Source organism: Microbacterium sp. UBA3486 (genome assembly GCF_002377845.1).
Taxonomy (GTDB): Bacteria; Actinomycetota; Actinomycetes; order Actinomycetales; family Microbacteriaceae; genus Microbacterium; species Microbacterium maritypicum_A.
Window position 1 is genome coordinate 55,316 of record NZ_DFQP01000077.1, and the last position, 13,186, is coordinate 68,501.

Sequence of the window (13,186 nt, forward strand, 5' to 3'; positions counted from 1 at the left end):
ACGCACCATGCCGATCAGTGCTCGGAGAGCCAGACGCCGGAGAACGTCGGGCGCCCCACCGACTCGAACGCGACGCCGTGCACATATGTCGCCGTGCCGTACACCTGCGGCTCCTCGAACAGCGGGATGACGTAGGCCTGCTCGGCGATGTAATCCTGCACGGCCTGCGACGCGGCGACGCGCTTGTCGGCGTCGGGCTCGGAGGCCACCGCGAGGAGCAGCTCGTCGAGCTTCGCATCCTTCGAGATGAGCACGTCGCGGTTCTTCGTGAAGTACTGGCTCTTGATCACGTCGAGATCCGCCCGGCCGACCATCGAGTGGTAGAAGCCGGTCTTCAGCGGGTCACGGGTGTCTTCGGCGTAGCTGCCCGCGTCGCCGGGCTTGACCGAGAGCTCGACGCCCACCTTCGCCAGCTGCTGCGCGACGAGTTCGAGGGTCTGCTTCGACAGGGGCTGGGGCTTCGCCTCGTAGACCGTGATCGCGAGACGCTCTCCGTCCTTCTCGCGGATGCCGTCGGCACCGGGCTTCCATCCGGCCTCGTCGAGCAGCTTCTCGGCCTTCTTCGGGTCGTACTCGTAGTGCTCTGATTCGTCCTTGTAGCCGAGGGCCTGAGAGGACAGCACCGAGGTCGCCACCGGGTAGTTCTCGGTGAAGAGCGTGTCCACGATCTCCTGCGCGTCCACGGCGGAGATGATCGCCTGCCGGACGCGGATGTCGGTGAGCAGCGGGTTCTCGGGACGGAGGGCGATCGAGTTGTTCACGCCGCGGGTCTGCGGGGCGTAGAGCGTGAAGCCGGCCCCCTCGACGCGGTCCTCGTCGAACGCCTGCACGTAGCGGACGTAGTCGGCCTGGCCGGCGAGCAGCGAGCCGATGCGCACCGAGTCCTCCGGCGTGATCAGCACGTGCACGGCATCCAGGTAGGGGCGGCCGTCGTTGTCGACGCTGTCGGGGCCCCAGTCGTAGTCGTCGCGGGCGGTGAGCGTGTACTCGGTGCCGAGCTTCTCTCCCGTGACGGTGAACGGCCCCGAGCCGATGATCTCGGCCGCGTTGCCCGCACCGAAATCCTCGATCGTGCCGTCGAGGGTCGCAGGCGACAGGAGGCCCGAGTTGATCGTCGAGGTCGCCTGCAGGAACCCGGGCGACGGCGCCGAGAAATGGAACGTGACGGTGTCCTCGTCGACCACCTCGCTGCTGGCGTAGTTGTTGATCGCCTCGGAGACCGTGAGTCCCCGCTCGGCATCGCCCAGCCCGTAGGTGTCGAAGTTCTTCTTCACGGCCGCAGCGTCGAGCACCGTGCCGTCCGAGAACGTGACGTCGGGGTTGAGGGTGAACGTGTACTCGGTGGCGTCGTCGTTCACGGTCCAGTCGGAGGCGATCCAGGGCTCGATCTCGAGTGTGTCCGGATTCTGCCAGGTGAGACGGGCCGCGATGTTGTTCACGATGCCGCCGTTCGGGTAGAAGCCGGCCTGCGGCGGGTAGAGATTCGTGTACGCCTGGTGCTCGAGGTAGGTGAGCGTTCCTCCTGTGACGGGGTCGCCGCCTTCGGCAGGCGAGTTCGCCGGTGCGGGCGTCGACGCGCAGGCGGCGAGGCTGCCCGCGAGGACGAGCGGCAGCGCGATGGCGGCGGCGCGGATGAGACGACGGTTCATGGGTGGGCCTCCAGGATTCGGGTGCGGTGCTTCGGGTGCGGTGCTTCGGGTGCGGTGCTTCGGGTGCTGTGGTGTGCTTCTGGTGCTGTGGTGAGGTGACTTCACCGTAGGAATCGCGGCTCCTCCGGCGCGAGGTGGCCGACTCCGGGTGTCGCGTGGCGACACGCGTGGTCACGCGTCGACATACGAGGAAATGCGCAGACGGTCGCGGAGGGTCGCTCGGGTGCTCTCCTGCGCGTCTCGCAGCAGGCCGCGACGACGCAGCTCGGGAGCCGCCTGTCGCGTGAAAGCCTCGAACTGCGCGGGCTGGAACGCCGACAGCACGTTGAACCCGTCCGCGGCGCCCTCCTCACGCCAGGTCTCGAAATGGTCGGCGATCGTCGCCGCGTCTCCCACGACGAACGCCGCCGGCACCGCATGCGCGGCGACCAGGTGCCGCCATGTGAGCGGATCGCCGTTCCCGATGCCCGATCCGGAGACCTTCGATGCGGAGACGCGCAGCCCGGCGATGATGCCGAGGCGCTCGATCAGCGCGGCGCCGCGCTCTCCCAGCCGCAGGGCCTCCGCAGAGGTCACGGGCGCGTCGAAGGTCGAGGTGCGCAGCGGGTCGTCGAGCGGGACGTCGAATGCATCGGCGAGCGCGGCGACGGTGCGATTCGACGGGAACGCCGTTCTGGCCGCCTGGTGTCCCTCGGCCAGCGGCACCAGGGCGAGCAGCCGCTCCACGATGCGTCGCGCGTCGGCATCCGTGTCCGCGACGACGGGAAGCACCGGGGCGATCACCTTCAGCGCATCCGGCGATCGTCCGGATTCCGCCGCGATGTCACGCAGCAGTCGACGGGTCGCGATCGCATCGGCCAGCGTGGGCGCGGCCGTCAGCGCGAGATCGGCTTCGGCGGCCGCGAGTGCCCTCGAGCGCGGCGACGTCCCCGCGTGCACGATCGGGATCTGTCCCTGCGGCGGGCGGGCGACGTTGAGCGGTCCCGTGACGCGCACCTGCGTCCCCCGCAGGTCTGCGGCGCGGAGTGCCTCCGGGTCGATCAGCACCCCGCGGTCGGCGTCGGCGATCCAGGCGTCCTCGCCCCACGAGTCCCACAGTCGGCGCAGTGCCTCGACGAACTCCTCCGCCCGGTCGTAGCGGGAGTCGTTGTCGGCGTGCGCCTCGCGGCCGTGGTTGCCCGCTGCACGCGGCTCGGCGCCGGTGACGAGGTTGATCCCGGCACGGCCTCGGGTGAGCACGTCGAGGGACGCCAGCGAGCGTGCCGTCGTGTACGGGTCGGCGTACGTGGTGTTGACCGTGGCGATCAGGCCGATCCGCGAGGTCACCCCCGCGAGGAAGAGCACGGCACTCACGGGATCGATGCGGGCCAGCAGGTACGGGTCGCGGAACTCCAGATCCGGGCCGGTGGCGAGCCAGTCCCCGAAGAAGAGGTAGTCGAGGCCGGCGTCCTCCCCCTCCCGCGCGATGCGCCGCAGGATGTCGGCGTCGGACGCGGGATCACGATGCGCGCCGGGCTGCCGCCAGCCCGAGGGGTACGCGCCCAGGGTGCGCACCATGGCGCCGATGATGAGGGGTTCGGTCATGGCGTCACGGTAGGAGCCGTCGACCCTCCGCTGCCAGGGCGCCGATGCCGGGCGTCACGGGATGTAACAGTCCGTCACAGCCGGCACACCCCCTACGCTGAGACCATGACAGGTCTTCGGTGGGGAATCCTCGCGACCGGCGGTATCGCCGGCGCATTCGCGTCCGATCTGAGAACCGCGGGGCTCGACCTCGTGGCCGTCGGGTCCCGCTCGCAGGAGTCGGCGGACGCGTTCGCCGCCCGTTTCGACATCCCCCGCGCGCACCCCTCGTACGAGGCGCTGGTGTCCGATCCGGACGTCGACATCATCTACGTGTCGACGCCGCACCCCATGCATCACGAGAACGCCCGGCTCGCGCTCGAGAACGGCAAGCACGTGCTCGCCGAGAAGGCGTTCACGCTGAACCGCGCCGAGGCGGAGGATCTGCAGGCGCTTGCGGCCGAACGCGGCCTGCTCGTCATGGAGGCGATGTGGACCCGTTACCTGCCGCACATGGTCCGCATCCGCGAGCTCATCGCCGACGGCGTCCTCGGCGAGATCCGCGCGGTGAGCGCCGACCACACGCAGCTGCTGCCCTCCGACCCCACCCACCGCCTCAATGCCCTCGAGCTCGGCGGCGGCGCGCTCCTCGACCTCGGGATCTACCCGATCTCCTTCATCTGGGACATCCTCGGTGCACCGACCACGCTCCACGCCGTCGGCCGGCTCGTGGAGACCGGAGCCGACTCCGAGGTCGCGACCGTCATGACGCACGAGGGCGGAGCGATCTCGACCAGTCTGTCGTCGTCGCGCGCCGCCGGACCCAACGTCGCGAGCATCATCGGCACGGCCGCCCGCATCGACATCGATACGGTCTGGTACAGCCCGACCACGTTCCGGGTCGTCCTCGCCGACGGCACCGTTCACGAGACCTACACGTCCGAGGTCGAGGGCCGCGGGATGCAGTACCAGGCACTCGCCGCCGAGCGGCTCGTCCGCGACGGCATCCTCGAGGGCGACATCCTGCCCATCGCCGAGAGCGTCGCCATCATGGGCACTCTCGACGAGATCAGAGCGCAGATCGGCGTCCGCTATCCCCGTGAGGAGGTCTGATCATGGCCGAGACCACCGATGCCCGCGTGGCCGTCTACCTCGACTTCGACAACATCGTCATCTCCTGGTACGACCGCGTGCACGGACGCAACGCCTACGGCAAGGACCGTCAGCGGATCAGCGAGAACCCGAACGATCCCGAGGTCACCGACCGGCTGAGTCGCGCGATGATCGAGGTCGGCGCCATCATCGACTACGCGGCCTCGTTCGGCACCCTGGTGCTCACGAGGGCCTACGCCGACTGGTCGTCTCCCGTGAACGCCGAGTACCGTTCGCAGCTCGTGGCGCGCGCCGTCGACCTCGTGCAGCTGTTCCCGGCAGCCGCCTACGCCAAGAACGGCGCCGACATCCGCCTCGCCGTCGATGCGGTCGAGGACATGTTCCGGTTGCCCGACCTCACGCACGTCGTGATCGTGGCGGGCGACAGCGACTACGTGCCGCTGGCTCAGCGGTGCAAGCGTCTCGGACGCTACGTGATCGGCGTCGGAGTGTCGGGCTCCACAGCCAAGTCGCTGGCCGCCGCGTGCGACGAGTTCGAATCCTACGACTCGCTTCCCGGTGTGGTCCGCCCCGTGAAGGCGGCGCCCGCCGTCGCCGCGAAGGCCGAGGCCGTCGCGGAGCCCGCGCCCGAGGCTGCGCCCGATGTCGCGGACGCGGTCAAGGCGAAGACCCCGCGCCGGGCGAAGTCGAAGGCGGCCGCACCCAAGGTCGAGGAGCCCAAGCTCGACGAGCAGGGCGAGGCGACCCAACTGCTCGAACGCGCGCTGCGTCTCGGCCACGACAAGGTCGACGCCGACGAGTGGCTGCACAGCTCAGCGGTCAAGACGCACATGCGCCGCATGGATCCGTCCTTCAGTGAGAAGGCCCTCGGCTACCGCTCGTTCTCCGATTTCCTGAAGTCGCGCGACGACATCGCCGAACTGGAGGAGACCGGGCACGAGCGACTCGTCCGTCTGCGCGAGCCCGCCGCCTGATCGACCCGCTGCCTGATCAGCACACGAATCTGCCCCCTGATCCGGTCGGTGGCGACGAAGGCGCGGTGATCCGAACCTCCGCCGCCGCCACCGGCTGCGGTCAGAGGGTCGCCTCGAACGGGTCGAAGTCGGCGGCGATCGAACCGACCTGATCGAGCGTGCTCTCGACCTCTACGAAGCTGCGCGATTCGGCGGCCTCCTCGATCGACAGCAGCGTGTCGAGCACGTGGTAGCCGAACTCCCCCGTCGCCACGTGCGGGCGACCGGCGGCGATCGAGCGTGCCATGTCGAGCAGCCCCACGCCGCGGCCGGAGAGCACACCCTCCTGCTCGACCTCGATGATGTCCTGCTGGACGGGCTCCGGTGGGATGAACAGACGCGTGAGCGGTCGGGTGATCGAGATCGCGCCGCCGAAGGTGTTCGGGTCGGGGATCACGATGGTGCCCTCGGTGCCGGTGATCTCGACGATCCCCTGCCGGATGACGGGCGAGTCGGTGCTGTAGACGCTCTGCGCCTGGCCGCCCTGCTCGAAGTCCATCAGCACGCTCAGCGTCGACGGGATCTCGACCGGGAACTCCTGACCGGCCAACTCGCCGACCTGCACACGCCGCGTCGGCGTCCCCTGCAGCCCGAGGGCCGCGACCGAGGCGACCGGGCCGAAGACGTGCACGAGGGCCGATACATAGTAGGGGCCCATGTCGAGCAGCGGGCCCGCGCCCTTGGCGTACAGGAATGCGGGGTTCGGGTGGAAGATCTCCGGTCCCGACCACTGGAACGTGGTCTGCGCGAACAGCGGACGGCCGATGTCGCCGCGCGCGATCGCCCGCTTCGCCGTCTGCACACCCGGTCCGAGCACGGTGTCGGGGGCGACTCCGATGCGGAGACCGGCCGCATCCGCCTTCTCCAGCAGTCGGCGGGACTCCTCACGGCTCACGCCGATCGGCTTCTCGGTCCAGACATGCTTGCCCGCCGCGATGATCGCCTCGGACACCTCGACGTGCACGGCAGGGATCGTGAGGTTCACGACGATGTCGATCTCCGGATCGGCGAGCACCGCGTCGACCCCGCCGGAGCGCGGGACGCCGTATTTCGCGGCTTGCGCCTGCGCGCGGTCCTCGAGCAGGTCGCCGATCGCGAGGACGCGCACATCCGGGAAAGTCGTCAGGTTCGACAGGTACTGATCACTGATGTTCCCGGCGCCGATGATGCCGACGCCGACGGGGCCGTCCCCGAACGAACGGGTGTCGCCCACCATCAGCCGGCGACCTTCTCGTCGAGGTACACCCGGCTGCGCTCGATGGCGTCGAACAGCTCGCCCTCGTAGTGGTCGAACTCCACGATCGCGAGCTCGAGGGCCGGAGCCGCGGCGATGGCCTCGACGAGCGGAACGGAGCCTTCGCCCGCGGCCACCTGGTCGGCGGGCGGGTAGGCGCCGGCGAGCGCGGGGTCGAGCGTGCCGTCCTTGGCGTGCACGGCCACGACGCGGCTGCCCAGACGCTCGAGCAGCGCGACGGGGTCGACGCCGCCGCGAGCGACCCAGTACAGGTCGACCTCGAGCACGACGCGCTCGTCGAGGAGGCCCGCGAGGACCTCCAATCCGGTGACGCCGTCGAACACGGCCTCCAGCTCGTGTGCGTGGTTGTGGTATCCGACGCGCACGCCCACGGTCGCACCGATCTCCGCCGCCTCGTTCAGCAGTCGCGCGGTCTGCTCGATCTGCTCGACCGACTCCCAGCGCGCAGGCTCGGTGTACGGATCGATGACCGTGTCCATGCCGAGCACCTTCGCTGCGGCGAAGACCTCAGCGGGTGACGGCACCGGCACCGTGGTGCCGCTGCCGTCGGGGTTCACGAACGACTCCGACGCCAGGAAGGCGTGGCCGGACGGGGCGACCAACCCGGCGGTGGACAGTGCGGCAGCGAGGGGCTCGGCGCGGCGGACGAAGTCATAGGGCTCCACGGCGGTGAATCCGCGGGCGGCGACCGCCGCCAGGGAGGATTCGAGGTCGGCCTCCAGCTCGTCCTTGATCGTGAACAGCTGCAGGGAAGTCCGGATCGTCATCGGTCGTGCTCCTTCGGTCATCGGTGACGTGGCGGGACCGCTGTCCCGTGCAGGCACGCTATCACCAAATACCTCCATGCGGAAGTTTTGATTGACTAGACTCGCCACATGCCCCCCGACACGTCCGATCACGCCGATCCTCCCCGCCCACGCGGCGCGTACGCCAAGGGGATCGCTCGACGACAGGAGATCCTCGATCGCGCGATCGAGGTCTTCGCCGAGCGCGGTGCCGACCGCACGAGCCTGCGGGCGATCGCTCGCGAGGTCGGGGTCACCCATGCGGCACTCACGCACTACTTCGGCTCGCTGGAGGAGCTCCTCGTCGCCGTCTACGAGGAGAGCACGGTCCCGTCCCGGCAGTCCAGCTCTCCCCCGGAGGATGCGACACCGGTGGAGATGATGATCGAATCCGCGCGGACCAACCGCGCGATCCCCGGCCTCGTCCAGCTCTACTCGACCCTCGTCGCCACCGCTCTCGAAGAGGGACACCCGGCGGCCCGCACGTTCGCCACCGGTCGCTTCAGCCGCCTCCGCGCCCGACTCGCCGACGTCGTCCGACGCCAGCAGGAGGACGGCCGGATCCGCGACGACATCGACCCGGATGCGGTCGCCGCCCTCGTCGTCGCGGCGTCCGACGGCTTGCAGACGCAGTGGCTGCTCGATGAGACCGCACCGCAGCACGAAGCGCTCGCGCTCCTCGATCGACTGCTGAGACCCGCATCCTGAACAGGACGTGGCGCGGATCGGGACCCCGACGACCGGGCTAGGCTCGAAACGTGACGCCCGTGCCGCAGTCTCCCTACGCCCGGGCGCTCGGCGAGCGCATCGATGAGCTGCATCCCCGGCTTCGCACGTACTTCGAGGCGATCCCCGACGGCGCCGTCGGCATCGGCGATGGGGTGTTCGGGCGCGTCGGCACCCCGCGGCGATGGCTGTGGCCGTTGCTCCGGCTGCTCGAGCGCCGCGGGGTGGTCGCCGCAGGGTGGGAGCGCGATGTGCCGTTCCGCGTGGAGAATCGGACCATCGCTTCGAGGGCCATCGGAGAGCGCACCTTCCAGTTTCGTCACGGCGCGTGGACCATGCGCGACGCGGCCGCACTCACGCGACACGGCCGCGTGGTCGACGAGCTCGGAGAGCCCGCCCTCCTCGCCGCCTGCTTCGATGTGGACGTCCACCACGGGGCCCTGCACCTCACCAGTCGCGCGGTCGGCCTGCGTCTCGGACGCCTTCGGGTGCGCCTCCCGCGTGCGGTCACCCCCGTGATCCGCCTCACCGAACGCTTCGACGACGCCCTCGACCGTCAGCGCATGTCGCTGACCGTCGACGCGCCGCTGCTGGGCCGCGTGTACGAGTATCGAGGCGACTTCACTTACCGCATCCACCATTCCGAGACGGAGCAGATGGCATGAGCGCAGGACGGGTCGTGGTCGGCGGGTCCACGGGTTTCATGGGCAGATTCCTGCTGCCGCGGTTCCGCGCCGAGGGCCGTGAAGTCGTCACGATCTCCCGTTCGGGCGCCGATATCCGCTGGGGCGACCAGGTCGAGATCGACCGCGCCGTCGATGGCGCGGCCCTCGTGGTCGGCCTGGCCGGCAAGAGCGTGAACTGTCGTTACACACCGGAGAATCGCGCGGAGATCTTCCGCTCACGCCTCGACACGACGGCATCCTTGAGCACCGCGATCGCCCGCGCCTCGACGCCGCCGGCGCTCTGGGTGAACTCCTCGACCGCGACCATCTACCGTCATGCGGAAGACCGTGCCATGACCGAGTCGACCGGCGAGATCGGCACCGGGTTCTCGGTCGAGGTCGCCAAGGCCTGGGAGAAGGCCCTGTTCGCCGACGACCTCCCCTCCACGCGACGCGTCGCGCTGCGCAGCGCCATCGTCCTCGGCCACGGCGGTGTCCTCGGTCCGGTGAAAGACCTCGCCCGGCTCGGGCTCGGCGGATCCCAGTACGACGGACGATGGCCGGTCAGCGCTGCGCGTCGGGCCGCAGGCACCGGCCACTTCCCCGGCGCCCGTCGCGGCCGCCAGCGCTTCAGCTGGGTGCACATCGAAGACGTGGCCCGCATCATCGAGTTCCTCGAGCAGACGCCTTCCCTCGAAGGGCCCGTCAACGTCGCATCTCCGCACCCGGTCGACAACGTCGAATTCATGGCGACGGTGCGTCGGGTGCTGGGCGCGCGCATCGGTGTGCCGATGCCGCGGTGGATGCTGGAACTCGGAGCGATCGGCATGCGCACCGAGACCGAGCTGATCTTGAAGAGTCGGTGGGTGTTGCCGGAGAAGCTCACCACGGCCGGATTCGAGTTCCGATACCCGACCCTCGAAGAGGCGATCCGCGAGTCGTTCGACCGCGAACCCGCTGCTTAGCCGGCGTTCGCCGCCCCGGCGGGCCCCTCGCCGTCGGTGCCGCGCTTCTTCTCGATCTCCTGGCGCAATCGCCACTCCTCGATCTCACGGTCGAGGTCGGCGATCTGCTGCTCCGTCGTGCGGGTGTCCCTGGGTGGCGCCGGACGCACATCGGTCGGCGTCGCGGGTCGCTCGGCTCTCCGCATCCGCGGCATCTGGATGCCGGACTCGTCGTAGTCACGCCCGAGCCCGAACCACAGCAGGCCACCGATCAACGGCAGCAGGATCACGATGATGATCCACGCCAGCTTCGGCAGGAACTTCACCAGCGAGCTGTCCCGCGTGATGATGTCGATCAGTGCACCGATCATCAGCGCGATGACGAGGAGCGAGAACAGGAACGACATGAGTTCAGGGTAGACGACGCCGCGCCGTGCCGCTCGGGCTACGGCAGCAGATGCCCGCCGGCGCGGAACAGTTCGTACCACTCGTGCCGCGTGAGCGTGATGTCGGCTCCGGCCGCCGCGTCCTGCACCCGCTGGGGTGTGGTGGTACCGAGCACGACCTGCATACCGGCGGGGTGGCGAGTGATCCACGCGGTCGCGATGGCGATCGGCGCGACGTCGTACGCCGCTGCGAGGCGATCGATCACGGCGTTCAGTTCCGCGTATTCGGGGTTGCCGAGGAACACCCCGTGGGAGAACCCGTCCTGGAACGGCGACCAGGCCTGGATCGTGATGTCGTTGATGCGGCAGTACTCCACGATGCCACCGCCGTCGCGCACCACGCTCTGCTCCTGCCCGGCCATGTTGGCTGCGACCGGCTGCGCGACGATCGGCGCGTGCGTGATCGACAGCTGCAGCTGATTCGCGACCAGCGGCTGCCGGACCGCCGTGCGGAGGAGGTCGATCTGGCGAGGCGTGTGGTTCGAGACGCCGAACGCCCTGACCTTGCCCGCGCGCTCCAGGTCGTCGAACGCGCGCGCCACCTCGTCGGGCTCGACGAGCGCGTCGGGGCGGTGGAGCAGGAGCACGTCGAGGCGGTCCGTGCGCAGCGCCGCGAGCGAGCCCTCCACCTGCGCCAGGATGTGCGCGTACGAGAAGTCGAACATCCCCTGCGAGGGCACGATGCCGCACTTCGTCTGCAGCACGATCTCGTCACGCTCGGACGGGGTGAGCTGCAACGCGTCGGCGAACCGCGCCTCGCAATGGTGCATGCTGCCGCCGTAGATGTCGGCGTGGTCGAAGAAGTCGATGCCCGCCGTCCGCGCGGTGCCGTACAGCGTGCGGATGTGAGCATCGTCCTTGTCGTCGATGCGCATCATGCCGGCGATCACGGCGGGGGCGGTGGCTGATCCGAACGGCACTGTCTTCATGCGCATCACGCTACCGCCCCGCACCGACGTCGTCAGGAATCTTCGGTCGCGGCGCCGGGAATCAGCGCCGTGACCGGAACGCCGAGGACTCCGGCGATGCGCGCGAGGTCGACCACCGTGAAGTCCTCCATGCCGTCGAGCAGATTCCCCAGGGCATCGGGGTCGATGCCCGAGCGCGCGGAGAGCTCGGAGAAGGACACTCCGGCGTGGAACCGGGCCCCGTCGACTTCGGATGCCAGCAAATGACGCAATTCTGTCCCCATACGCCTACACTACCGCCACGAACGAACCCGCATGGCGGTCGAATGGACCAGAATGGCAGCATTTTGGCGTCGTCTCGCTGCTATGGTGAGCCGGGTGAAGACACCTGCCGAGGATTTCAACGACGCTGTCGGGCGCCAGATGCGTGCCGAGATCGCCGCGTCGCGCAGCAGCATCGCCGCCATGGCGCGCACCATCGGGATCGCGCGCAGCGCACTGGACAACTACGTGACGGGCAAGCGTGCGATCCCGGTCCCCGTCGTCTACGCGGTGTGCGCCGATCTCGGTGTCGAACCCCACGTGCTGCTGGCACGCGCGGAAGAACGTCTCCGCGCCGACGGAGAGGCCGTCGCGCGCATCACGCCGATCCGACGCGCGCCCGATGTCGCCGGCCCGCGCGAAGATACCCGAGAGGTCGCCTTCGAATCCGGTGTCCGCCACGACGCCGACACCGACGACCTCTACGAATAGGCCGGGCACCGCTCCCGGCGCGAGATCGGCACGGGAGGAGTGACCATGCACCACCTTCTCCGGCTCGCCGATGAACAGCGGGTTCGCGTCGTCGAGCGGACCGGTCGAACGCGCGGGGGCTACGACCCCGCGACTCGCACGATCCGCCTCAGCCCCGGCATGAGCGTCCGCACCACTCGCAGCGTGCTCGCGCACGAGCTCGGACACGCCGCTCTCGGCCACGTTCCCGCCCCGACCCCCGCCATCCGCGCCCAGCAGGAGCGCCAGGCGGATGAATGGGCGGCGTCGCAGCTCATCACGCCGCGCGCCTACGCGGAAGCAGAAGCGGTTCGAGGTCCGCATCTCGCGAGCTTGGCCTTCGAGCTGGAGGTCACGATCGAGCTCGTCACGGCCTACCAGCGGCTGCTGCGTCAGACGATCCTCGTCGCTGGTTGAATATCGTCATGCCCTTCCTCGTCACGCCCTCCCCTGTCACCCTGACCGGCGAACTCGTCGAACTCCGTCCCCTCGAACGCGCCCACGTCGATGGACTGATCGAGGCCGTGGAGGAGGGCGACCTGTGGAAGACGGCCTGGTACACCTCGGTACCCGCACCCGATGGTGTCGCCGCGGAGGTCGAGCGCCGGCTCGGGCTCGTCGAGAAGGGCGAGATGGTCCCTTTCACGACGTTCGACGCCACTGGTCGCATCCTGGGACTCACGTCGTACTACGACATCGTCGCCGACGTTCCCCGGCTGCACATCGGCTTCACGTGGAACCGACCGTCGGCACACGGCACGGGCACGAATGCCGAGTCCAAGCTGCTGCTGCTCCGGCACGCGTTCGAGACCCTCGGGGTCTTCCGCGTCGGCCTCACGACGCAGTGGGTGAACTTCCAGTCGCGCACGGCCATCGAGCGACTCGGCGCCAAGCAGGACGGCGTGATGCGCGCGATGAGCCGCTACCGCAACGGTGCACTGCGCGACAGCGTGGAGTATTCCATCATCGAGCCGGAGTGGCCCGCAGTCCGCGCGAACCTCGAAGCGAGGCTCGCCCGACGACGTTGAGCGCGGTCAGGCGCGTCGTCCGACGACGCCCAGACCGCCGAGGGTCACTCGGTGGCGTTGCCCGACCAGTTGTTCGATCGGCGGGTGGCCGAGCCGCCCTGGCGGAAGATGAACGCCATGGCCAGGGTCACCAGTAGCAGGCCACCGCAGAAGGCGAGAGCCTGGAACGCCGGCAGCCCGAACGAGATGCCCATCAGCAGGATCCCTCCGATGAAGAGGATCATGAAGAAGAGGAAGCTGAGGATCACGGGATCTCCTGTCGTCGGTGCCGTCTACCAGGATAGCCCGGACTCGGAAACCCCCTGTGCATGTTCTTCCTC

16 protein-coding genes are annotated in these 13,186 nt (G+C 69.2%); 8 read left to right on the forward strand and 8 right to left on the reverse strand.

The annotated features are described in order from the left end of the window. Positions 1 to 14: 14 nt before the first annotated feature. Both B2869_RS11555 and B2869_RS11560 read right to left on the reverse strand, forming a co-directional pair. On the reverse strand, positions 15 to 1,649 hold the full coding sequence (locus B2869_RS11555; protein ID WP_292766610.1) for a TIGR04028 family ABC transporter substrate-binding protein: 1,635 nt from the start codon (positions 1,647 to 1,649) through the stop codon (positions 15 to 17). Positions 1,650 to 1,820: 171 nt separating this feature from the next. Further along, positions 1,821 to 3,233: an NtaA/DmoA family FMN-dependent monooxygenase gene (locus B2869_RS11560; protein WP_292766613.1), complete on the reverse strand. Its 1,413-nt coding sequence runs from the start codon at positions 3,231 to 3,233 to the stop codon at positions 1,821 to 1,823. A gap of 105 nt (positions 3,234 to 3,338) precedes the next feature. On the opposite strand from B2869_RS11560, the gene B2869_RS11565 reads away from it, so the two are divergent. Continuing rightward, positions 3,339 to 4,325, forward strand: a complete 987-nt coding sequence (locus B2869_RS11565; RefSeq protein WP_292766616.1) for a Gfo/Idh/MocA family protein — start codon at positions 3,339 to 3,341, stop codon at positions 4,323 to 4,325. Between the two features lie 2 nt (positions 4,326 to 4,327). Further along, positions 4,328 to 5,299, forward strand: a complete 972-nt coding sequence (locus B2869_RS11570; RefSeq protein ID WP_292766619.1) for an NYN domain-containing protein — start codon at positions 4,328 to 4,330, stop codon at positions 5,297 to 5,299. A 100-nt stretch (positions 5,300 to 5,399) separates the two neighbouring features. Here the strand turns inward: B2869_RS11570 and B2869_RS11575 are convergent, their stop codons facing one another. Continuing rightward, positions 5,400 to 6,554 carry a Gfo/Idh/MocA family protein gene (locus B2869_RS11575; protein ID WP_292766622.1) on the reverse strand — a complete coding sequence of 385 codons (1,155 nt, stop codon included), beginning with the start codon at positions 6,552 to 6,554 and terminating at the stop codon, positions 5,400 to 5,402. Next, a complete protein-coding gene (locus tag B2869_RS11580; RefSeq protein ID WP_292766625.1) occupies positions 6,554 to 7,360 on the reverse strand; it encodes a sugar phosphate isomerase/epimerase family protein in 807 nt (268 codons plus the stop codon). The genes B2869_RS11575 and B2869_RS11580 overlap by 1 nt, the downstream gene beginning before the upstream one ends. 108 nt (positions 7,361 to 7,468) lie before the next feature. Here B2869_RS11580 and B2869_RS11585 point away from each other — a divergent pair, with 108 nt between their 5' ends. Genes B2869_RS11585 through B2869_RS11595 form a run of 3 tightly spaced genes read left to right on the forward strand, consistent with a single transcriptional unit; the run spans position 7,469 to position 9,734 of the window. Then, positions 7,469 to 8,086, forward strand: coding sequence for a TetR/AcrR family transcriptional regulator (locus B2869_RS11585; RefSeq protein WP_029259583.1), 618 nt, complete (start codon positions 7,469 to 7,471; stop codon positions 8,084 to 8,086). Between the two features lie 50 nt (positions 8,087 to 8,136). Further along, positions 8,137 to 8,769, forward strand: a complete 633-nt coding sequence (locus B2869_RS11590; protein WP_021199940.1) for a DUF4166 domain-containing protein — start codon at positions 8,137 to 8,139, stop codon at positions 8,767 to 8,769. Next, positions 8,766 to 9,734, forward strand: coding sequence for an epimerase (locus tag B2869_RS11595; RefSeq protein ID WP_292766629.1), 969 nt, complete (start codon positions 8,766 to 8,768; stop codon positions 9,732 to 9,734). Before B2869_RS11590 ends, B2869_RS11595 begins: the two co-directional genes overlap by 4 nt. Here the strand turns inward: B2869_RS11595 and B2869_RS11600 are convergent. The 3 genes from B2869_RS11600 to B2869_RS11610 are packed head-to-tail and all read right to left on the reverse strand — an operon-like array spanning position 9,731 to position 11,351. Beyond that, entirely contained in the window at positions 9,731 to 10,120 is a 390-nt protein-coding gene (locus B2869_RS11600) for a PLDc N-terminal domain-containing protein (protein ID WP_292766632.1), read from the reverse strand. The genes B2869_RS11595 and B2869_RS11600 overlap by 4 nt on opposite strands. Before the next feature lie 38 nt (positions 10,121 to 10,158). Continuing rightward, complete coding sequence (locus tag B2869_RS11605; RefSeq protein WP_373695389.1) at positions 10,159 to 11,088, reverse strand: aldo/keto reductase; 930 nt, start codon at positions 11,086 to 11,088, stop codon at positions 10,159 to 10,161. A gap of 32 nt (positions 11,089 to 11,120) precedes the next feature. Beyond that, a complete protein-coding gene (locus tag B2869_RS11610) occupies positions 11,121 to 11,351 on the reverse strand; it encodes a helix-turn-helix domain-containing protein (RefSeq protein WP_235045227.1) in 231 nt (76 codons plus the stop codon). Positions 11,352 to 11,445: 94 nt separating this feature from the next. Here B2869_RS11610 and B2869_RS11615 point away from each other — a divergent pair, with 94 nt between their 5' ends. The 3 genes from B2869_RS11615 to B2869_RS11625 are packed head-to-tail and all read left to right on the forward strand — an operon-like array spanning position 11,446 to position 12,866. Beyond that, the gene (locus tag B2869_RS11615; protein ID WP_231479904.1) at positions 11,446 to 11,820 is read left to right on the forward strand and encodes a helix-turn-helix domain-containing protein; all 375 of its coding nucleotides are present in this window, start codon (positions 11,446 to 11,448) and stop codon (positions 11,818 to 11,820) included. A 24-nt stretch (positions 11,821 to 11,844) separates the two neighbouring features. Beyond that, positions 11,845 to 12,255, forward strand: a complete 411-nt coding sequence (locus tag B2869_RS11620; RefSeq protein ID WP_268741825.1) for a zinc metallopeptidase — start codon at positions 11,845 to 11,847, stop codon at positions 12,253 to 12,255. Between the two features lie 8 nt (positions 12,256 to 12,263). After that, on the forward strand, positions 12,264 to 12,866 hold the full coding sequence (locus B2869_RS11625; protein WP_136024182.1) for a GNAT family N-acetyltransferase: 603 nt from the start codon (positions 12,264 to 12,266) through the stop codon (positions 12,864 to 12,866). 44 nt (positions 12,867 to 12,910) lie between these two features. Here B2869_RS11625 and B2869_RS11630 read toward each other — a convergent pair whose 3' ends face one another. Then, positions 12,911 to 13,114, reverse strand: a complete 204-nt coding sequence (locus B2869_RS11630; RefSeq protein WP_136024181.1) for a hypothetical protein — start codon at positions 13,112 to 13,114, stop codon at positions 12,911 to 12,913. Between the last annotated feature and the right edge of the window lie 72 nt (positions 13,115 to 13,186).

What these genes read in the sequence shown, in the direction of transcription:
- B2869_RS11555 (WP_292766610.1), bottom strand. Translation starts at nt 1,649, where the DNA reads ATGAACCGTCGTCTCATCCGCGCCGCCGCCATCGCGCTGCCGCTCGTC.
- B2869_RS11560 (WP_292766613.1), bottom strand. Translation starts at nt 3,233, where the DNA reads ATGACCGAACCCCTCATCATCGGCGCCATGGTGCGCACCCTGGGCGCG.
- B2869_RS11565 (WP_292766616.1), top strand. Translation starts at nt 3,339, where the DNA reads ATGACAGGTCTTCGGTGGGGAATCCTCGCGACCGGCGGTATCGCCGGC.
- B2869_RS11570 (WP_292766619.1), top strand. Translation starts at nt 4,328, where the DNA reads ATGGCCGAGACCACCGATGCCCGCGTGGCCGTCTACCTCGACTTCGAC.
- B2869_RS11575 (WP_292766622.1), bottom strand. Translation starts at nt 6,554, where the DNA reads ATGGTGGGCGACACCCGTTCGTTCGGGGACGGCCCCGTCGGCGTCGGC.
- B2869_RS11580 (WP_292766625.1), bottom strand. Translation starts at nt 7,360, where the DNA reads ATGACGATCCGGACTTCCCTGCAGCTGTTCACGATCAAGGACGAGCTG.
- B2869_RS11585 (WP_029259583.1), top strand. Translation starts at nt 7,469, where the DNA reads ATGCCCCCCGACACGTCCGATCACGCCGATCCTCCCCGCCCACGCGGC.
- B2869_RS11595 (WP_292766629.1), top strand. Translation starts at nt 8,766, where the DNA reads ATGAGCGCAGGACGGGTCGTGGTCGGCGGGTCCACGGGTTTCATGGGC.
- B2869_RS11600 (WP_292766632.1), bottom strand. Translation starts at nt 10,120, where the DNA reads ATGTCGTTCCTGTTCTCGCTCCTCGTCATCGCGCTGATGATCGGTGCA.
- B2869_RS11605 (WP_373695389.1), bottom strand. Translation starts at nt 11,088, where the DNA reads ATGAAGACAGTGCCGTTCGGATCAGCCACCGCCCCCGCCGTGATCGCC.
- B2869_RS11610 (WP_235045227.1), bottom strand. Translation starts at nt 11,351, where the DNA reads ATGGGGACAGAATTGCGTCATTTGCTGGCATCCGAAGTCGACGGGGCC.
- B2869_RS11625 (WP_136024182.1), top strand. Translation starts at nt 12,264, where the DNA reads ATGCCCTTCCTCGTCACGCCCTCCCCTGTCACCCTGACCGGCGAACTC.